This is a genomic window from Enterococcus sp. SMC-9, from assembly GCF_021011285.1.
Classification (GTDB): Bacteria; Bacillota; Bacilli; order Lactobacillales; family Enterococcaceae; genus Enterococcus_C; species Enterococcus_C montenegrensis.
This window is the reverse complement of record NZ_JAILYE010000005.1, coordinates 262266-283373: the sequence shown is the minus strand read 5'-3', so window position 1 is coordinate 283373 and position 21108 is coordinate 262266. Positions and strand designations below refer to the sequence as shown.

19 protein-coding genes are annotated in these 21108 nt (G+C 38.1%); 2 read left to right on the top strand and 17 right to left on the bottom strand.

What is annotated here, in order from left to right:
* Positions 1-22: 22 nt before the first annotated feature.
* The 13 genes from pyrE to K4422_RS09550 form a co-directional block, all read right to left on the bottom strand.
* Entirely contained in the window at positions 23-658 is a 636-nt protein-coding gene (gene pyrE / locus K4422_RS09610) for an orotate phosphoribosyltransferase (protein WP_230711003.1), read from the bottom strand.
* Positions 651-1373 (bottom strand): orotidine-5'-phosphate decarboxylase, encoded by a 723-nt coding sequence (gene pyrF, locus K4422_RS09605; protein WP_206902811.1) that lies wholly within the window; start codon positions 1371-1373, stop codon positions 651-653. Before pyrF ends, pyrE begins: the two co-directional genes overlap by 8 nt.
* A 3-nt stretch (positions 1374-1376) precedes the next feature.
* Positions 1377-2303, bottom strand: a complete 927-nt coding sequence (locus K4422_RS09600) for a dihydroorotate dehydrogenase (protein WP_230710881.1) — start codon at positions 2301-2303, stop codon at positions 1377-1379.
* Positions 2300-3076, bottom strand: coding sequence for a dihydroorotate dehydrogenase electron transfer subunit (locus tag K4422_RS09595; RefSeq protein ID WP_230710879.1), 777 nt, complete (start codon positions 3074-3076; stop codon positions 2300-2302). Before K4422_RS09595 ends, K4422_RS09600 begins: the two co-directional genes overlap by 4 nt.
* Positions 3077-3203: 127 nt before the next feature.
* Entirely contained in the window at positions 3204-6386 is a 3183-nt protein-coding gene (gene carB / locus K4422_RS09590; RefSeq protein ID WP_230710877.1) for a carbamoyl-phosphate synthase large subunit, read from the bottom strand.
* A complete protein-coding gene (locus tag K4422_RS09585) occupies positions 6364-7461 on the bottom strand; it encodes a carbamoyl phosphate synthase small subunit (protein ID WP_206902807.1) in 1098 nt (365 codons plus the stop codon). Before K4422_RS09585 ends, carB begins: the two co-directional genes overlap by 23 nt.
* A gap of 2 nt (positions 7462-7463) precedes the next feature.
* Positions 7464-8744 (bottom strand): dihydroorotase, encoded by a 1281-nt coding sequence (locus K4422_RS09580; protein ID WP_230710870.1) that lies wholly within the window; start codon positions 8742-8744, stop codon positions 7464-7466.
* 90 nt (positions 8745-8834) lie between these two features.
* Positions 8835-9761, bottom strand: coding sequence for an aspartate carbamoyltransferase catalytic subunit (locus K4422_RS09575; RefSeq protein WP_206902805.1), 927 nt, complete (start codon positions 9759-9761; stop codon positions 8835-8837).
* 33 nt (positions 9762-9794) lie between these two features.
* A complete protein-coding gene (pyrR, locus tag K4422_RS09570) occupies positions 9795-10331 on the bottom strand; it encodes a bifunctional pyr operon transcriptional regulator/uracil phosphoribosyltransferase PyrR (RefSeq protein WP_206902804.1) in 537 nt (178 codons plus the stop codon).
* Positions 10332-10569: 238 nt separating this feature from the next.
* Positions 10570-11475 (bottom strand): RluA family pseudouridine synthase, encoded by a 906-nt coding sequence (locus K4422_RS09565; RefSeq protein WP_230710867.1) that lies wholly within the window; start codon positions 11473-11475, stop codon positions 10570-10572.
* Entirely contained in the window at positions 11472-11933 is a 462-nt protein-coding gene (lspA, locus tag K4422_RS09560) for a signal peptidase II (protein WP_230710865.1), read from the bottom strand. Before lspA ends, K4422_RS09565 begins: the two co-directional genes overlap by 4 nt.
* Before the next feature lie 15 nt (positions 11934-11948).
* Entirely contained in the window at positions 11949-12638 is a 690-nt protein-coding gene (locus tag K4422_RS09555) for a CBS domain-containing protein (protein ID WP_206902801.1), read from the bottom strand.
* A gap of 20 nt (positions 12639-12658) precedes the next feature.
* Positions 12659-13081, bottom strand: coding sequence for an EbsA family protein (locus tag K4422_RS09550; RefSeq protein ID WP_206902800.1), 423 nt, complete (start codon positions 13079-13081; stop codon positions 12659-12661).
* 67 nt (positions 13082-13148) lie between these two features.
* Here K4422_RS09550 and K4422_RS09545 point away from each other — a divergent pair, with 67 nt between their 5' ends.
* Complete coding sequence (locus tag K4422_RS09545; protein ID WP_206902799.1) at positions 13149-13553, top strand: ribonuclease HI family protein; 405 nt, start codon at positions 13149-13151, stop codon at positions 13551-13553.
* 156 nt (positions 13554-13709) lie between these two features.
* Here K4422_RS09545 and cls read toward each other — a convergent pair whose 3' ends face one another.
* The 4 genes from cls to K4422_RS09525 form a co-directional block, all read right to left on the bottom strand.
* Positions 13710-15176, bottom strand: a complete 1467-nt coding sequence (cls, locus tag K4422_RS09540; RefSeq protein ID WP_230710863.1) for a cardiolipin synthase — start codon at positions 15174-15176, stop codon at positions 13710-13712.
* Positions 15177-15208: 32 nt separating this feature from the next.
* Positions 15209-16354, bottom strand: coding sequence for a cation diffusion facilitator family transporter (locus tag K4422_RS09535; RefSeq protein ID WP_230710861.1), 1146 nt, complete (start codon positions 16352-16354; stop codon positions 15209-15211).
* A 240-nt stretch (positions 16355-16594) separates the two neighbouring features.
* On the bottom strand, positions 16595-19237 hold the full coding sequence (gene alaS, locus K4422_RS09530) for an alanine--tRNA ligase (protein ID WP_230710859.1): 2643 nt from the start codon (positions 19235-19237) through the stop codon (positions 16595-16597).
* Between the two features lie 275 nt (positions 19238-19512).
* Positions 19513-20568 carry a DUF7278 family profilin-like fold-containing protein gene (locus tag K4422_RS09525; protein WP_230710857.1) on the bottom strand — a complete coding sequence of 352 codons (1056 nt, stop codon included), beginning with the start codon at positions 20566-20568 and terminating at the stop codon, positions 19513-19515.
* An 84-nt stretch (positions 20569-20652) separates the two neighbouring features.
* Here K4422_RS09525 and K4422_RS09520 point away from each other — a divergent pair, with 84 nt between their 5' ends.
* A complete protein-coding gene (locus K4422_RS09520; RefSeq protein ID WP_230710849.1) occupies positions 20653-21084 on the top strand; it encodes a GNAT family N-acetyltransferase in 432 nt (143 codons plus the stop codon).
* Positions 21085-21108: the final 24 nt, after the last annotated feature.

Genomic DNA, 21108 nt, shown 5'->3' with positions numbered 1-21108 from the left:
CCAGAATCACAACTTTTTCATTTTACTTGGCTAACCAATTTTCTGGATCTTCTTTCCAAGCTTTTAATAATTCAAGGTCTGCTTCGCTGATGTAATTACTAGCCAATGCCACTTCAATTAAAGTTGAATAATTGGTTAACGTAACCAATGGGACATTCGCTGCCGCAAAGTTTTCCTTTCCTTTTGGCAATTCATAAGTAAAGATTGCAGCAACACCTAAGACATCAGCACCCTCTTTTTCAGCTGCCTCACAAGTGCCCAAGACACTGCCTCCTGTTGAGATTAAATCTTCAATGATTACCATTTTTTGACCTTTTTCAATGCGACCTTCAATTTGTTTTCCTTTACCATGGTCTTTAGCCTTGGCACGGATATAAACCATTGGTAAGTCTAAAATATCTGCTACCCAAGCGGCATGAGGTACGCCACCTGTAGCTGCACCAGCAATTACTTGCACATCAGGAAACTGCGCTTTAATCTTATCGGCTAATCCTTGGGCGATTTGTTTACGCACTTTAGGATAACTAATCGTAATACGATTATCGCAATAAATTGGACTTTTAATGCCGCTAGCCCATGTAAAGGGCTCATTTGGACTCAAAAATACAGCTTCTACTTCTAACAAATCTTTTGCAATTGTGGTTTCTAAACTAGTCATTTTCAATACCATTCCATTCATTTTTAATTTGGGTATATGCTTTGTAAGGATCTTCAGCCAGAGTGATTGGACGACCAACAACAATATAATTCGATCCGATTTTTCGTGCATTGCCAGGTGTCACCACACGTTTTTGATCCCCTACTTCACTACCAGTAGGACGAATACCTGGCGTTAAGCAGATAAAGTCGTCACTTGTGGCTCCTTTTATTTCAGAAACTTCTAGCGCAGAAGAAACAACACCATCAAGACCAGCTTTTTTTGCGCATTGCGCATAATGAATGACACTCTGAGCTAAAGGCACTTCAATTAATTGATCTGCGTGCATTTCTTGTTCTGTCGTTGAAGTCAGCTGTGTGATTGCTAAAAGCTTCGGACGCTTTTTCCCCATGGGGGTGCCTTCTTCTAAACCACGCATCGCAGCAGCCATCATTTTGACACCACCAGCTGCGTGAACGCAAGTAATATCAACACCAAGGCCGGCTAATCCGCGCATAGCTTTTTCAACTGTATTGGGAATATCGTGGAGTTTCAAATCTAAGAAGACGTCATGTCCGTTTCTTTTTAACCAACGAACTGTTTCAGGTCCTTCGTGGTAAAACAACTCCATACCGATTTTAACAAATAATGGTTCTTTTTTTGGGAATTTTTTGAAAAATAATTCAACTTCTCCCCGACTTGAAAAATCTAGGGCAATAATTGGACGTTCATTCATTTTTTATTTTTCCTCTCTTACTTGTTGGATTAATTCACTTAAACTGTTAATACCTAGTTCAGCCATTCTTTTAGGGAGTGCATCAATTAATTTAGGACAAACATAAGGGTCAGTAAAATTAGCTGTTCCAACTGCGACAGCACTAGCACCAGCCATCATCATTTCCAGTACATCATCTACTGTTTGTACACCACCCATTCCGATAATCGGAATATTGGTTGCATGAAAGACTTGATGAATTAAACGAATTGCGACAGGTTTAATGGCAGCACCGGACAATCCACCGGTTTGGTTTGCTAAAAGTGGTTTACGTGTTTTTAAATCAATTCGCATTCCCAGTAAGGTATTAATCATAGTAAAGCCATCAGCACCGGCTGCTTCAATTGCCCTTGCAATGGGGACAATGTCGGTTACGTTGGGAGATAATTTAACATAAACAGGCACTTTGGCCACTTTTTTTACCGCTTCTGTCAGACTAGCGGCTACTTTGGGATCTGTTCCAAAAGCAATTCCACCGTGTTTGACATTTGGACATGAAATATTCAGCTCGATTGCTTTTACATTTTCCGCGTTGCCAATTTCCTTGCAAACCGCTACATAATCCTCTTCACAAGAGCCGGCAACATTGGCAATAATATTTAAATTTGGATAACGTGTGTTTAAGTTGGGTAAAATTTCTGATTGCACAACTTCTAGGCCAGGATTTTGTAAGCCAATAGCATTTAACATGCCACTGGGAGTTTCGGCAATCCGGGGTGTCTCATTACCAAAACGCGCTTCAGGGGTTGTTGCTTTAATCATAATGGCACCTAATTTATTTAAATCATAAAATTTGCCATACTCATCACCAAAGCCAAAACAACCACTAGCTGGCATGATTGGATTTTGAAGCTCAAGGCCTGGTAATTGGATGTGTAATAAATTGGTCATAATACGATTACCCCCGTTTTAAAAATTGGTCCTTCATCACAAACTTTGACACTTTTATTTGGCTCATCTTTAACGTGGCAGACACAGCCATAGCAAGCACCAACGCCACAAGCCATTCGTGCTTCCATTGAGATTTGCGCGTTGGGATGATTTTGATATTTTTCATCGACCATTTTTAACATACCATTATTGCCGCAAGCAAACACCGCAGCAGGAGTTTGTGCATGTGTATACTCTGCTAAAAGATGGGAAACATTACCCTTAGTACCCAAGCTACCATCATCTGTTGCAATGTGGGTTTTTCCCAAGGATTGGAATTTTTCAGCATAATAGACAACTTCTTTTTTGGCAAAGCCCAAAAAGTGAATTGGGTTTACTCCTTTTTGCACCAATTGGCGTGATAACTCATACAATGGTGGTACTCCAATTCCGCCCCCAATTATATACGCTGTATTACCTTCTTGTAACAGACTAATATCAAAGCCATTGCCTAAAGGTCCTAAACAATCAAGCGCATCTCCTGGTACTAACTGCGTGAAAACTTTTGTACCTTGACCTTCAACGCGATAAATCAAATGACAGGTCAAATTTTTCTTGTCAAATTGATTGATACTAATTGGTCGGCGTAATAATAAATCTTTTTGTGGTACCAAAACATGCAAAAATTGCCCCGGTTTTTTCATCGTTTTTACTAATTCACCCTGTAAAACCAATTCAAAAATATTAGGTGCAATTTCTTGTTGTGCTACTACGGTCAAAATCCCTTGTCTCATGCTGCTCCCCCTGGTATTTAAAATAGACATTATGCTCGCAAATGAAGCTGTGACAAAAGACTTGTCACACCCCTTATTAGAAAATAAACAGCGTTTTTTCAGGTAACTGCTGTCACAGTTTTGTCGTTTAGATTGCTTTAGTTGAAAAGGCGCGATCTTCCATTACTTTTAAAATAGCATCGGCTGTATCTAAAGATGTTAGTAATGGTACCCCATGTTCAACGGCTTCGCGGCGAATAATAAACCCATCCACAGAAGCGCTCTGACGATCTTTATCCATCGTGTTAATAACCAGTTGAGCTTGATTATTCCGAATTAGTTCAACGACATTTGCATCTTTTTCTTCAGAAATTTTGGCAATTTCTTTCACCCGCAAACCCGCTGTTACAAAATAATGGGCTGTTCCTTTTGTTGCAATTAAACTAAACCCAATTTCTGCAAAACGCTTAGCCAAAGCTAAGGCTTCTTCTTTTGTATCATCTGCGATGGTAAATAAAACAGAACCAAATTCTGGTACTTTCAACCCCGAAGCTTCAAAGGCTTTGTATAGTGCCTTTTCCAAGTTACGGTCACTTCCCATTACTTCGCCAGTTGATTTCATTTCTGGCCCTAAATAAGTATCGACCTTTTGTAACTTTGTAAATGAAAAGACAGGTGCTTTAACATGAACGTAATCATCTTCTTGATATAACCCATTTTCATAACCTTGATCGCGTATTTTTTCTCCTAAGATAGCTTTGGTTGCAATTTGAGCCATTGGGATTCCTGTAACCTTACTTAGAAACGGAACCGTTCGACTAGCCCGTGGGTTTACTTCAATGACATAAACTTTATTGTCACTAATGACAAACTGAATATTCATCATCCCGACACAATTTAATCCCAAAGCTAATTTTTCTGTATAGGCTGCGATTGTAGCTTGAATTTCTCTATTTAAAAATTGCGGTGGATAGACAGCCATTGAATCACCCGAGTGTACCCCCGCTCGTTCAATATGTTCCATAATTCCTGGAATTAGAACTGTTTCACCGTCACAAATCGCATCCACTTCACATTCACTACCGGTCAAATAACGATCAACTAAAACGGGGTGTTCTGGCGAAGCCTTAACCGCATTTTTCATATAATCTTCAAGATCAGCTTGATTTTCCACGATTTCCATCGCGCGACCACCTAAAACATAGCTTGGTCTAACCAAAACGGGATAACCGATTTTTTCAGCGATAGCGACAGCCTCAGCTTGATTTGTTGCAGTTTCACCTGGAGGTTGTGGAATCGCCAACTCCTTTAAGGCCTGTTCGAATAAATCACGATTTTCAGCTCGATCTAAGTCTTCAATGCTGGTACCTAAAATTTTGACACCATTATCTTTCAAAGGCTCAGCCAAATTAATCGCTGTTTGTCCGCCAAATTGTACGATTACCCCAATTGGATTTTCCAATTCGATCACATTTAAGACATCTTCTAAAGTTAACGGTTCAAAATATAATTTATCAGAAACTGAAAAGTCAGTCGAGACCGTTTCTGGATTACTATTCATAATAATTGCTTCATAACCCGCCGCTTGAATTGCCTTAACCGAGTGAACAGTTGCATAATCAAACTCGACACCTTGGCCAATTCGAATAGGACCTGAACCTAAAACTAAAACAGATGGTTTCTTAGTGACGCTACTTTCATTTTCAAATTCATAGCTACTATAAAAATAGGGTGTTTCCGATTGAAATTCAGCCGCGCAAGTATCTACCATTTTATAAACAGGTTTGAGATTTTGTTCTTTGCGGAAATTACGTACTTCACTTTCTTTCAAGTGCCAAAGGTCAGCAATCTTTTTATCAGTAAAACCGTTTTGCTTGGCATTTTTCAAAATAGTCGAATCATTTGGGGCAGCATTTAACGCAGTCTCTAACTCAACGATGTGCAATAATTTATCTAAGAAAAAGAGATCAATTTTCGTCATTTCCGCGATTTCTTCAATCGGATATTGACGCCGGATAGCTTCGGTTACGTAAAATAACCGATCATCCTGAGCTTTTATCATCTTTTCTGTCAGCTGATTATCACTTAATGTTGCTAATTCTGCTAATTCAACGTGTGTGACTCCGATTTCTAACGAACGAACAGCTTTTAATAAGGATTCTTCAATGTTACGCCCAATGGCCATAACTTCGCCTGTAGCCTTCATTTGTGTTCCTAAAATGCGCTCACCTTTTTCAAATTTATCAAAGGGCCAGCGGGGAATTTTACAAACGACATAATCTAATGCCGGCTCAAATTCAGCGTAAGTTGTCTCCGTTACTGGATTTTTCATCTCATCTAAAGTTAAACCAACCGCAATTTTAGCCGCCAATTTAGCAATCGGGTAACCGGTAGCTTTACTTGCTAAAGCTGAGGAACGCGATACCCGTGGGTTTACTTCAATAACATAGTAATTAAAACTATGGGGATCTAGTGCTAGTTGGACATTACAGCCGCCTTCAATCTTTAAAGCACGGATAATTGAAAGTGAGGCGTCTCGCAGCAGCTGATATTCGCTATCTGATAACGTTTGACTAGGGGCAAAAACAATGGAGTCGCCGGTGTGAATACCGACAGGATCAAAGTTTTCCATATTACATACGACAATCGCATTATCAGCTGAATCTCGCATAACTTCATACTCGATTTCTTTGAAGCCGGCAATACTTTTTTCAATTAAACATTGCGTAGCTGGCGATAATTTCAAGCCATTTTCTGCGATCAAACGCAATTCCTCTTCATTATCACACATACCACCACCTGTACCACCTAGCGTAAAGGCAGGACGAACGATAACAGGATAACCAATTTCATCAGCAAAAGTAACTGCTTCATCAACCGTATTAATAATGGCAGATTCAGGAATGGGTTGATTTAGTTCTTCCATTAGCTGTTTGAATAAATCACGGTCTTCGGCTTGATCAATCGCGGCAAGCTTTGTACCTAAAAGTTCAATGTTTAACTCGGCTAAAATACCTGAAGCAGCTAACTCCATGGCCATATTTAAACCCGTTTGCCCACCTAAAGTTGGCAAAAGCGCATCTGGATTTTCTTTTCGTAAAATGCGGGAAACAAATTCAAAAGTAATCGGTTCGATATATACTTTGTCGGCAATTTCTTTGTCAGTCATAATTGTGGCCGGATTTGAATTGACCAAAACAACTTCATAGCCTTCTTCTTTTAATGCCAAACACGCTTGTGTGCCGGCATAATCAAATTCAGCTGCCTGACCAATAATAATCGGGCCAGAGCCAATCACCATAATTTTTTTAATATCCGTACGCTTTGGCATCTTTTTGCTCCTTTCCTGCATCCATCATTTCAATAAACTCATCAAACAAGTGCAAAGCGTCATGAGGACCTGGGGCTGCATCTGGGTGAAACTGAACTGTAAAGGCAGGATAATCTTTGTGGCGCACCCCTTCAATCGTTCCATCATTAACCTCAATATGGGTAACCATCAAACGTTTGTTGTCAATGGAGTTGGCATCTACAGCATAGCCGTGGTTTTGCGAAGTAAAATCAATCCGTCCTGTTGCGATTTCACGCACCGGATGATTTAAGCCACGATGGCCGAATTTCATTTTAAATGTATCCGCACCATTTGCTAGTGCAAATAATTGATGGCCTAAACAAATTCCAAAAATCGGCACTTTTCCTTGAATTTCTTGAATCATTTTAATCGCTTCTGGTACATCTTTAGGATCTCCTGGTCCATTGGTCAACATAACACCATCGGGACATAACTCTAAGATTGTGGCAGCCTTCGTATCGTAAGGTAAAACAGTTAGATTACACTGTCTTTTTGATAGCTCACGTAAAATACTGTGTTTTAATCCAAAGTCAATCACAACGACATTGTGGCCAATTCCTGGACTTGGGTATGGTTTAGCTGTGGAAACTTGAGCCACTTGATTGGTTGGTAGCACTGCAGCTTTTAATTGATCATAGGCATGGGTGAAATCTTCTTCTGCTACAATACTAGCTTTCATAGTGCCGTGCTCTCTAATTTTTCTGGTTAGTGCTCGCGTATCAATCCCAGCGATGCCAGGAATTTCTTTGCGCTTTAAAAATTCGTCTAGTGTCATTTGGTTGCGCCAATTACTAGCAAGTCTGGCATGTTCTTTAACAACGACCGCTTTACAAGTAGGGGCAATTGACTCGTAGTCATCTCGGTTAATCCCATAATTTCCTACCATTGGATAAGTGAACGTAATAATCTGTCCATTAAAACTTTGGTCGGTGATGGTTTCTTGATAACCGGTCATACTGGTTGTAAAAACAATTTCGCCAAATACGTTATTGCTAGCGCCAAAACCTTCCCCTTCAAAGTAGGTGCCGTCTTCTAAGATTAACCAACGTTTCATATTTACTCCCCTTTTTGCCAAACTTTTTGACCATCAACAAAAGTTAAAAGAGTATCGCCATAAACTTTTTTGTGATCAAATGGTGTATTAACTGCTTTTGATAAGAATTTTTCTGAGTCGATTTCATATTCTGTTTCGATGGCAAAAACTGCTAGATCAGCTGGCTGACCAATTTGTAAACGTCCTGCGTTTAAGCCAAAAATTGCTGCTGGTTTTGTCGCCATCCAATCAATAACTTGTGCTAAAGTGAAAATGCCGGTCTTAACAAAATGAGTGTAAATTAGCTGAAAAGCATATTCAGAGCCAACAATGCCAAAAGGCGCTTTTAAGAAACTTTGATTTTTTTCTTCAAATCCATGGGGAGCATGATCCGTTGCAATACAGTCGATTGTGCCGTCTAATAGGCCTTCAATTAACGCCTTGCGGTCATCTGCTCCTCGCAATGGTGGATTCATTTTCCAGTAGCCAAAATCATTGGGAATTTCTTCTTCAGACAAAATGAGATGGTGAGGTGATACTTCTGCTGTTACATGAACACCAGCTTTTTTTGCATCTCGGATAATTCTCACGCTTTCTTTAGTTGAAACATGACAAACGTGGTAATGGCAGCCGGTTTCTTCGGCTAAAATTAGATCTCTGGCAATTTGGGAACTTTCTGTTGCACTTAAAATTCCTGGCAAATTAAGTTCTGCTGCTTTTTTTCCAGCATGCATAACACCTGCAAACAGCAGTGACTCGTCTTCTGTATGGGCAACCAAAGCCATATTATTGGCAGCAGCTTCTTTCATTGCTAAATACATCGTTCCTGCTGTTTGAACCCCTACACCATCATTGGTAAAGGCAAAAGCACCCGCTTTTTTTAACGCTTTTTGATCTGTTAATATCTCACTGCGCAATTCTTCGGTAATTGGTGCATATTGCAACACCTTCACGACGGCATCTTTTTTTATAATTGCTTGAACTTTTTGAAATTTTTCAACAGTATCTGGAACTGGATTTAAATTAGGCATGGCACATACCGTAGTAAAACCGCCACGAGCGGCTGCCTGGCTGCCAGTTTTAATTGTTTCCTTGTACTCAAAACCTGGTTCTCTTAAATGAACGTGAACATCGACAAGGCCTGGTGTGATCAACTGACCAGCTGCATCAAACACTTCATCAAAAAAGGTCGGGTCAAAATTTGTGCCGATAGCTTTAATTACGCCATCTTCAATCCAAATTTCTGCTGTCGTTAGGTTGTTATCATAAGTATTGATTTTACCGTTTTTAATGAGTGTTTTCATAATCATCCTCCTAAAATTTGTTGAAAAAATTGCTTTATTACTGGAAAGGAGATGGCTAATTTGTCAGCACATCTCCTTTTTTATTTTCTTTTAAGCTCTGCCGGCTAAAACTGCTTCTAAAATTGCCATCCGGACAAAAACGCCGTTGGTCATTTGTTGGATAATGCGAGCTTGGTAGCCTTCTACTAAAGAATCTGCCAATTCAACATCACGATTAACTGGCGCTGGGTGCATGATAATTGCCCCTTCTTTCATTTTTTTGGCACGCCCAACAGTTAGTCCATATTGCGCGTGATAGCCTTCTTTTGAAAAGCTTTCATTGCCATCGTGACGCTCATGTTGAACCCGTAACATCATCATTACGTCTACTTTGTCAACAAGTTCATCTAATGGTAAGTAATGCCCATAAACTTCAAATTCTTCATCATACCATTGTGCCGGTCCAGAGAAGAAGACTTGCGCACCTAAACGTTTTAACATTTGCATATTTGATTTTGCCACGCGGGAGTGGGTAATATCTCCGACAATCGCTACTTTTAAACCTTCAAAACGGCCAAACTCTTCATAAATTGTCATTAGATCCAATAAACATTGCGTTGGATGTTGGCCACTACCATCGCCGCCGTTAATAATTCCACATTGGATTGTTTTACTTTGAATTAAATCATCGTAGTAATTTTCATCTCCGTGACGAATAACAGCAACATCGACGCCTAAAGCCGACATGGTCAAAACGGTGTCGTATAATGTTTCACCTTTTTGAACCGAACTTGTTGAAGCATCAAATTCAATGACATCAATGCCTAATTTTTTTTCTGCCACATCAAAACTTTTATGTGTTCGGGTACTATTTTCGAAAAATAGATTTGTCGCAAAATACTGCTCTTTTTCTGGTGTCCATTTTGCGCCGTTTTTAAATTCTTGACCACGTCTAATTAAGCCCATAACCTCTTGGTCTGTTAAAGCTTCAACGGTTAATAAGTGTTTTAAACTAATTCTCTCTTGTTGGATGATCATCTTTTTTCCTCCTAATAGTTCCCTTAAGTTTTTTTACTCGGCTTCTTTATTGATGACAATACGGTCCTTACCGTCTACTTCTTCCATTTCCACAATAATTTCTTCGGCTAATGATGTCGGAATATTTTTTCCAACATAATCGGCACGAATTGGCAACTCTCTATGACCTCTGTCCACTAAAACAGCTAAAGAAATTTTACGCGGACGACCATAGTCCATAATTGCATCCAACGCGGCACGAATTGTTCGGCCGGTAAACAAGACATCATCCACCACGATAACTTCTTTACCTTCCAAATTGACTGGGATATCAGAAGCATGAACAGTTGGATCATCTTCTTTTTTTGCATCATCCCGATAAAGTGTAATGTCTAATTGACCGACTGGCACTTTAATACCTTCTAGTTGTTGTAAACGTTCAGCGATACGCTGGGCAATGTAGATGCCTCTTGTTTTGATTCCGACTAAAACCAAGTCCTCAATACCATGATTTCGTTCAATGATTTCATAGGTAATCCGAGTCAATGCTCGCTTCATTGTTACTGCGTCTACTACTTCTTTTATTGCCATTTTTTTCCTCCTCGTCAATTTAAAAGACAAAAAAACTCCTGCCCGAAGTTAGGCAGGAGTGATAATTGATTTAGTATCTGGGTACACTGACCCTTTTTACTACAATTCACTAAACAAGTTTTACTAAGGCGCACCTTACTAAATTACTTGCACACTCCTTCTTAGCCTCACGGGACTACTCTTAAAGGATTACTATTTATTTTTCCTAAAACAAGGTTACACTTCTTTAAATCAAAAATCAATCTTTTTTTCGTAAGTTTGTTAATGTTTTTTCAAAAATTTCTGGCAAAGGTGCTTCAAAAACCATTTTTTCGTTGGTACGAGGGTGTGTGAAGCCAAGTAACTTCGCATGTAAAAATTGACCGTTTCCTTTTAAGGTTTTTTTCGGACCATAGGTTGGATCTCCGGCTAGAGGAAAACCTATGTATTGCATGTGCACCCGAATTTGATGAGTACGACCAGTCTCTAACTGTAGTTCGACTAAAGTAAAGTCACCAAAGCGTTCTAAGACAGTAAAATGCGTCAGCGCCGGTTTCCCGTCTTCTCTTATTGCTTGCATTTTTCGATTAACTTTAGAACGACCAATGGGAGCTTCAATGGTCCCTTTTTCGTGAGTAATATTACCGTGTACTAAAGCAACATATTTGCGCAAACTGGTTTTAGCTTTTAATTGTGCTGCTAATGATTCATGGGCAACATCATTTTTTGCCACCATCAATAGTCCAGAAGTATCTTTGTCAATACGATGAACAATTCCCGGACGTACAACATCGTTAATCGTTGATAAATTGTTCAATTGATATAACAATCCGTTTACTAGCGTGCCGTGACTGTGACCTGCAGAAGGATGGACCACCATTCCTTGGGGTTTATTTATCACTGCGACATCTTCATCTTCATAAACGATTTCCAAATCGAGATTTTCTGGCACTAAGTCCAGTGTTTCTGGTTCTGGAATTTGGATGACAATCTCATCTTGGGCTTTGACTTTGTAATTAGCTTTTAACGGTTGTCCCTTTAAAAAGACTACACCTTCTTTTAACCACTGTTGAATTTGCGAGCGGGTATATTCTGGTAAATATGTCGTTAACGCTTTATCAATGCGCGGCCCGTTTTCTTTTATCACAATTAAAAGTTCTTTCATGCTTTTGCTCCTTTAAAGCGTTCTTCAAATAAAATGTAAATAAAAATCAAAATAACCCCCACTACTAAACAAGAATCCGCTACATTAAAAATAGGAAATGAGACAAAATCAGTTTGAAACATATCCACTACGTAACCTAAGCGCATGCGATCAATGAAGTTGCCTAATGCGCCCGCAAGCACCAAACTTAAACCCAATGAATAAAGCTTGACACCGTTACGATTTTTGTACAATAAGTAGCTACAAGCACCAACTGCTACAATTGTGACAAGGGCAAAAAAAATCATTTGCCCTTCTAACATGCTCCAAGCAGCACCTGTATTTTGAAAATAAGTTAGTGAGAAAACATTTTTAATAATCGGCATCGATGTGCCCAATGCAATATTGGCAACGATCCACCCCTTGACCAATTGATCTACTACGATCAAAAGTACCGCAATAAGAATAAAAATTATCATAAATTCAACTCATTTCTAAACATTAAATAAATCACGCGGACGAATAATTCCTAATAAGTTACCATTAGGATTTCCATCGCGTGTAATTAAGATTGCTTCTAACAATCCGTTTTGATGAAACATATTTTCTGCTTCTGCCACAGTTGTTTTACTGTCAACAAACTGGTAATTGGTCACTTTACCATCTTCAATTAACAATTCATCTGCCAAGCGATTTCCTAAAACTATCTCACCTTTTAAGCTTTCTTTGGCAAACCAATAACCTAGCGCTCTCAAAGTGATAAGGCCTTTAAATTTGCCTTTTTCGTATAAGGGAAATTGAGAATAGCGCTTTTGGGCAATGGTTTTTAGAATTTCATAAATTGGTAAAGTAATTTCAAAACCTGTTACATTTTTCCGAAAACGCGGCAAGACCAGTTCTGGCTGCAACAGTGCTTTTTCGATTTCCATAATCCGTTTTACTACCCACTCATTTGGTTCCGCAATCACAAAATCTGTACTAATTTGATCGTGAACAATAGCATTGCGCAATTGCGCCATTTGCAGTAGATCCTCGGCATAATCATTTGTCAAAAATTCTGGTTTTTTGCTTAAACGGCGTACCATTTCACTAAAGCCCATGTTTTTGGGATTATTTAATTGCTCTTTTAACCATTTGTTAATCCGATTAAAACTAGCTAAAAATAAATCAGCATTTTCCGCCATAACGACTGCTCCTTTTTATTTTATTGAAACAAATCACTTTCTTTGGTCACAAATTTTTCAGCTGAAATATGGGTTTTAAGTTCTGTAATTAATGCTGACTTGGTTTTCTTACGCATTAGAAAATGATATTCTTCACCCAAATACAAAAACTCAATACCGTTTTTGATAATGGCGACTTGGGTAATATTGCGGTAATAAAGTTCTTGCTTTTTCCAAAAGCGAGCATAATAAACCGTAATATGATCATGGGTTAGAACAAAGCGGCGCAGACAGCCAATTATAACACAGACAAAAAAGAAGGCCATGACTAAATTGCTTTTCCAGTAGGGTCTAGTATTTTCCAAAGACAATGTCAAACTATAAAAGAGAACAATCAATGTTAATGACCAATAAATGATACTGACAGCAAGTTCTGGCTGCCAACGATATTTTCTATTTTTCATACTTGTAAATTGCTCCTCTTCTGCTAAAGTTAAAACGTGAATTATTTTAATTATAAGGATGATGACTATGATTAAAGCCTATATTGATGCCGCTACAAAAGGTAATCCAGGTCCAAGCGGTGCTGGGTTGTTGTTAGTTTCTGACAATCTGCATGAACAAATCCACCTACCATTGAAAACGATGAGTAACCACCAAGCTGAATTCCATGCTTTTTACGAATTATTAACTTATCTCATCCAACACAATTATATAAATGAAACCATTTTTGTTTACTCTGATAGTAAGATTTTAGTCCAAACAGTAGATAAAAACTATACTAATAACGAAAATTTCCAAGAAATTTTTCAAAAAATTCAAGCTTTGCTACCAAATTTCCCCCTATTAATTTTACAATGGATTCCAGAAAGTAAGAATAAAGGTGCTGATCAACTGGCCAGACAAGGGCTACAAAAAGCATTACGACAGCACTAAAGAATAAAGACACCAACACGGCAAAGATCAAAGTAAGTTTTTCTTTGAATCTTTGCCGTTGGTGGCTTTTTTACTATACAAGAAAAAATATTGATTTGACTACTTGAGCACGATCTAACTTATTGCTAGTAAGAAAAATAAGTTCGGAAGTTTTGCTTATAAAATTGGTGACAGTAAACGAGAAAAGTTTTGCTTAAAACGTAGCCAATAGGACTGATTGGCAATTATTTCATCTGTTAAAACATAGCATTTTTCTTGATCGGCTAAAAAGATCTGCTGCATTTGTTTGGTTAGCGTTTCATCGTAGACAAAAGCGTTCACTTCAAAATTTAATTCATAACTACGAATATCTTGGTTGGTTGAACCAAAAGAACATAAATTGTCATCCATGACAATGGTTTTTGCATGTAAAAAACCATTGTCGTAATGATAGATTTTAATTCCCATTTTATGCAGTAAATTAGCATAATATTGCGTTGCACGGTAGATAAAAGGATGATCGGGCATATTGGGAATCATAATTCGGACATCAACGCCTGAACGTGCAGCTGTAACCAAAGCATTAAACATGACGTCATCTGGAATTAAATACGGTGTTTGAATCCATACTTTCTCATCCGCAGACAAAATCATTTTAACAAAGGCACTTTTTAAAATATCGATTTTATTTTCTGGGCCATCTGCCACTACTTGAATCTCAGCTTGCCCCCCCGTATCCTTTTTAATCACAAAGTAACGTTCTTCGTAATCTAACTGGTCGCTCTCATTTTTAACCGAAGCATTCCAATCCCGAATAAAGATTTCTTGTAAACTGAAACTAGCCGTACCAACAATGCGTCCATGGGTATCCCGCCAGTAACCAAATTTTTCACTGCGACTTAAATACTGATCCCCCACGTTAAAACCACCGGTCCAACCGATTTTACCATCAATTACTACAATTTTACGATGCAAGTGATAATTTAACCGAGTTTTGCGAATTAAATCTCGCGAAGTAATAAAGGCGGCAACTTTTCCCCCTGCTGCAACTAGTGGCTGAAAGAATTTTTCATTGGAACCTTTTGCCCCCCATGGATCATAGATTAGACGAACTTCTACGCCAGCTTTCGCTTTTTCAATTAATAGTTGTAAAAATTGATGGCCAATTCTATCCGGGAAAAAAGCATAGTATTCTACATGAATATTATCTTCAGCTGATTTAATATCTTCAAATAAAGCCGCAAATTTCTCATTACCATCTGTATAGAGCTTTACGCTGTTGCCCCTTGTTAAAGGTGATTCATCAACAGATTTTAAATAGCGTTCTAATAATTTTAGTTCTTTTTCTACTTCTTCAATATCATAACGCTTATTATTCTGGTGAATTAACGTATTAATTTCTTTGACTTTTCGATTGGTCTCAACATCATATTTATAAACTGTTTCACCATCAATTCCCCGGCCGCAAAATAAATACACGATAAATCCAATAATGGGAATAAAAATTAAGGTCAAAGACCACGCAAGAATACTCGTAATCGAGCGTGGTTTCCGAAATACTGTAACCAAAGCACCAATCGTGTTAATGAAAATTATAAGTAAAAAAACTGATTGTAAGATACTTAAATCTTGTTGAATCGTCATTGGCTAAACTCCTTTACGTCAAATTTAGATCGTTATAATAAATAGTTATGATCAAAGGTTATTTCTAAAGTGACAGCACCCAAACGGTTGGTTAAATATTCTGTCAAATTTTCGCGAATTTCAGAATCTTTTTTAGCACATTTTGGTGGCACTACGACATCAAAAGACAACTGATTTTTTTCAATCCGAAAATCATGGACACGCAAATCTAACTGTAATGCGCTAATCGCTTCTTTTACGATCTCCCATTTTTGCTGGTACTCAGGACTTTTCACCGCAACCGGATCTAAATGGCAAACAAGCTCCACCTTCAAGTTTTCGCGAAAATCTTTTTCAATGCGGTTAATAATATCATGCGCATGATTTAAGCTCCACGTGTCATCTACTTCAATGTGGACTGTGGCAAACTGTTTTTTAGGACCATAACTGTGAACCAACAAATCGTGATACCCTAAAATATCAGGATATTCATTTAAGTGCGTTTCCATTTTTAAAATTTCTTCGCTACTAGGACGACTTCCCAATAATTCATCGATAAATTCTTTCACCATTTTTAAACCGCTGTATAAAATATAAAGTGCGATAAAAAGCCCCATCCAACCATCAACATGTAGACCAGTAAATAGTTCAACAAAAGCTGAAATGAGAACAGCTGCCGTTGTAATAACGTCATTTAAGCTGTCTTGTGAGGATGCTTTTAGTGTTTCAGAATCAATTTTGGTTGAAATTTTTTGATACATAAAACTTTGCCAGATTTTAATGCCAATTGATAAGAGCAAAATAATAAAAACCAATGGCGAAAGTTTAATTTTGCTTGGATCCATTATCTTTTCAACAGAGGAAACCAAGAATTGAAAGCCAACAAAGGTAATAATAATCGAAATCATGAAGCCACTAATATATTCAAAGCGCTCATGACCATAGGGATGTTCTTTGTCGGCTGGTTTAGCTGCAATTTGAAAACCAACCAAAGTTAACACAGAAGATGCAGTATCGCTTAGGCTGTTGATGGCATCGGCCATGATTGAAACACTATGGGCGAAAAGACCAATAAAAAATTTCATAATAAACAAGAGACCATTTGAAACAAGTCCTAAACTACCTGCTAAAAAACCAAAAGAAGTGCGCGTCTTTTCTGCGTCTTTTGATTCGATTTTTTTTATAAAATAATTAAGCATTGCCGTAAAACTCCTTCAACTAAACTTCTCTTCATTTTACCCTTTTTATCAATTTCAAACAAATTTAAGGCCATTCTTGATAAATAATTATCGGCTTAAAAACGACATAAATAATAACCCGAACGCAATATGTACTTGGCCTTTAAAAGGCGCAACTCTCTAAAATTAAAGAGTGATACATTTATTGTTCGGGTCATCATCTTTTATCACGATTACAATCTAGCTATTCGTGTATTTTTATTATGCTTGTTGTAAGAAATCGGCTACTTTTGCTAGGGCAGCGCTAATGCCAGCAGGATTTTTACCTCCGGCTTGAGCCATGTCAGGACGTCCACCGCCACCACCGCCAACGAGTGGTGCAATCACTTTAATTAAATCTCCAGCTTTTAAGCCGCGTGCGATTGCTTCATTACTCATTGCCGCTAACAAGTTTACTTTTTCACCGCTAGCATTGGCCAACACTAACACATCAGAAGTAGCTTTTTGCTTCCATTGGTCAGCTAATTGACGCAATTGATTCATATCTTTAACCTTCACTTCAGCGGCGATAAAACTAATACCATTTATAGTTTCAACGTTTTTGAAAATATCGCCAGCTTGTTGATTGGCTAATTTACTTGCCAATTGTTCATTTTCTTTTTGTAAATCTTTTAGTTGTTGTTGTAGTTGTACAGTTTTGGCAACAACTTCTTTTAATTGTGGTGATTTCACAATTGTGGCGATTTCTTTTAGTTGTGTTTCTTCACTATCAAGTAATTCATAGGCTTCTTTGCTGGTTACAGCTTCAATTCGGCGGACACCGGCACCAATTCCTGACTCAGAAACAATTTTGAAAATACCAATATCTTCTGTATTGGCTACATGCGTGCCCCCACAAAGCTCAATGGACCAGTCGGCAACATTTACAACGCGGACATCGTGACCGTATTTTTCACCAAATAACGCCATTGCTCCCATACCTTTGGCTGTATCAATATCTGTTTCAATTGTAACAACGGGTAGTGCATCCCAAATTTTTTGGTTGACAATTGCTTCCATTTGGCTTAATTCTTCTGTTGTCACTTGACCAAAGTGCGTAAAGTCAAAACGTAAGTGTCCTGGGGCCACTAGTGAGCCAGCTTGATTTGCATGATTGCCCAATACTTCTTTTAATGCTTTGTGTAATAAATGCGTCGCTGTATGGTTTTTAATAATACGATTACGACGAGCAACATTAATTTGTAAGAAGTAAGTCGTGCCTTCTGATACGGGTGCTTGCAGCGTTACCGTGTGTAAAAATTGACCATTTGGCGCTTTTTTCACATCGTGAACTTCAGCGACGATATTTCCTGTTACATCACAAATGATACCAGTATCGGCAACTTGTCCCCCCATTTCTGCGTAAAACGGTGTTTTGGCAAAAATCAATTGTGCTTCACCACTATTTGCAGCACTAACAATCGCTTCGTCTTGAATTAAAACGAGCAATTCACTTTCAGCTTCATAGTTATCATAACCCACAAATTCACTTTCTACTTTAATTTCAGTTAGTAAAGCAGATTGAACTCCCATTGACACGTCCGTACTGCGAGCTGCACGGGCCCGTTCTCTTTGGGCTTGCATTTCTGCTTCAAACCCAGCGTGATCAACTTTTAAGCCTTCATCTTCTGCGACTTCTTCCGTTAATTCAACTGGGAAACCATACGTATCATACAATTTGAAGATATCTTGTCCGCTTAAGGTATCTTTTTTCTCAGCTTTAACTTTTTCAATGACTTGGGTCAAAATTTCCAAGCCTTCGTTGATTGTTTCATGGAAACGCTCTTCTTCTGTTCGGATTACTTTTTCAATAAATTCTTGTTGTTGTAGAATTTCTGGATAATAACTGTCCATAATCTTACCGACAACGACAACTAATTTATACAAAAAGGCTTCATCGATTCCTAGTTTTTTGCCGTGCATAACAGCCCGACGTAATAAACGCCGCAATACATAACCACGACCTTCATTAGAAGGTAACGCCCCGTCGCCAATGGCAAACGCCAAAGCCCGAATATGGTCAGCAATGACTTTAAAGGAAATATCAGTTTGTGGTGCATCGCCATATTGGAATTTGCCACTTAAAACTTCTACTTCTTTAATAATTGGCATAAATAAATCTGTTTCAAAGTTGGTTGGTGCATTTTGAACGATGGAAACCATTCGTTCTAGCCCCATCCCCGTATCAATGTTTTTATGCGGTAATGGTTCGTAAGTATCGTCTGGTTTGTGATTAAACTCAGAAAATACTAAATTCCAAATTTCCAAGTAACGTTCATTTTCCCCGCCAGGATAGTTTTCAGGATCATCTGCTGCTAAATCGTTGAATTCTTCGCCACGATCGTAAAAAATTTCAGTATCTGGACCGCTGGGGCCCGCACCAATATCCCAAAAATTGTCTTCAATTTCCACAATATGATCAAGAGGTAATCCGACTTCTTCATGCCAAATACGCTTGGCTTCTGTGTCTTTTGGATAAACCGTAACATATAATTTTTCTGGATCAAAAGCCATCCATTTTTCATCAGTTAAAAATTCCCAAGCCCAATGAATAGCTTCTGTTTTAAAATAGTCACCAATTGAAAAATTTCCTAACATTTCAAACATTGTATGGTGGCGAGCTGTTTTCCCTACATTTTCAATGTCGTTGGTTCGAATTGATTTTTGTGCATTTGTAATCCGGGGATTTTCTGGAACCACAGAGCCATCAAAATATTTTTTTAAAGTGGCAACTCCAGAATTGATCCACAAAAGGGTGGGATCATTCACTGGTACTAAAGATGCACTTGGTTCAACACTGTGTCCTTTTGACTTGAAAAAGTCCAAGAACATTTGGCGGACTTGGCCGCTGGATAATTCTTTCATCATTTCTCCTACTTTCAAAAAAAATAAGACACCACTGCAAGACAAGGACGAAAACCGCGGTACCACCTTGTTTGCAATGATGTCATTCATTACCTCTTAAGCTCTATAACGCGGAGTTGCGTCAGTATTGCTACTGAATTAAAAAAAAGGGAGCAACTGCAAACAGGTTTGTGCTTTTTTCTCAGCAAACAAAAGCTTTCTGTAACAAAGAAACTGTTCGGTTATATCCTTTTTCCTTACAAAGTATAGAAGACAAACCTATACTTGTCAACGATTTAATCTAATTCAATTGAGATTACTTTACGATATAAAAAATCTTGTGGTGTTAATTTTTCATCTGCTTTTAGACGTCTATTGGCACGGTAATAAGTTGCTTCTGGCAGCAATTCTAATAAAGGAATCCCGCTTTTTTGACTATGTTCCATTTTCAAGACAGCATCACAAGTTAGTTCATAGCGATTGGCTCCACCGTTAATAACTACACCAAACATATTGGGACCTTGTTTTAAGCTTTTCACTTGTCTGCCCCAGTAACTTTCGTCAACATCAGCAGCATTTCCCCAGCGAAATAGTTTACGTGTTCCTGCGCCTACCATAAATTCCCACTGATCTTCACTTAATAAATCAAAGCCTTCATTTTGAATCGTATGAATTAAACTTGTTTGGGTGCATTCAAAATGCTCAAAGACATAATAACTATCAGTACCATCTGCAATTTCTAAGTAAAAAGCATTTGGTGATAAAATATGGTATGGCAATGAGTAATTTAAGCTTTCTTCAAAAGTTTGCGGCGGCGTAAGCTGTGCTTTAACCTCCGCTTCAAAAGGACTAAATTTTGCCACATTCCCAGTAAATTCCCCCGTAATAGTATCTAACATGCCTAAATAGTGCGTTCCTGCCGGTAGTGCATGCTTTTGTATCAACATGGGGGGAATATCTTTTTTTCGTAAGGGAGAGGTATGCAAATTGACATATAAATCCCAACTATCCAAATCTCCCAAGTGATATTCTGCAACAATTTGTTTATCGTTTTTTGTTAAGGGATGTGTGTTCGTAATTGACCAAGCGTTAGTTGCTAGTCCTTTTACACCCAAATCCCAGCCTAAAATTGCTTCTTTTTGTCCGGGCACAAAAACAAAAGCTTCGCCATCGATTTCCAATTCAAACGTGCGGCATTTTACGCCATCTAATTGATAAGTCAATAATTCAAGATTGGTGATTTCTTTTAATGGACTGACAAAATACATTAAGACTTGCTGGAACGCTTGAATCTTCGCTTCATCTGTCAAATTCTTCCAATTATTCCAACGTAACATTTCAAATAAATTCATCGAAATTCCCCTTTAAACAATGACTTTTCATGTTATTCTTTTTTTAACCTACTAAAATTTAGTATATCATGATTGGAGTACATTATGGATAAAATTTCTTTTGGCTGCCAAAGCAGTTTACAAGCAGCAGCCTTTTATGTTCGCTATCACGTTTTTGTTTTAGAACAAAAAATCAAGCCAGAATGGGAATTTGACTCTTTGGATGACAAAAAAAGAAAGTACTTTGTTCTTTTTAAAGACGAAATCCCCGTGGCTAGCGTTCGCTATCAGGCCTGGGATCAAAAGACGATTCAACCGGATCGTTTTTGTGTTTTAAAAGCTTATCGCAACCGTGGCTTAGGTCGCAAATTATTAACAGCCTATGAAAAGCAAGCTAAAAAAGATGGCTATATCTTTTCGCAACTGACTGCCGAAGTTACAGCTATTTATTTCTATCAAAAGTTGAATTATCAAATTATCAGTGATGTTTTCTTAGAAGATGGTATTTTGTGTCAGAAAATGGCAAAAAAGCTGTAAGCTTATCCCAAAGAATAAAAGAAA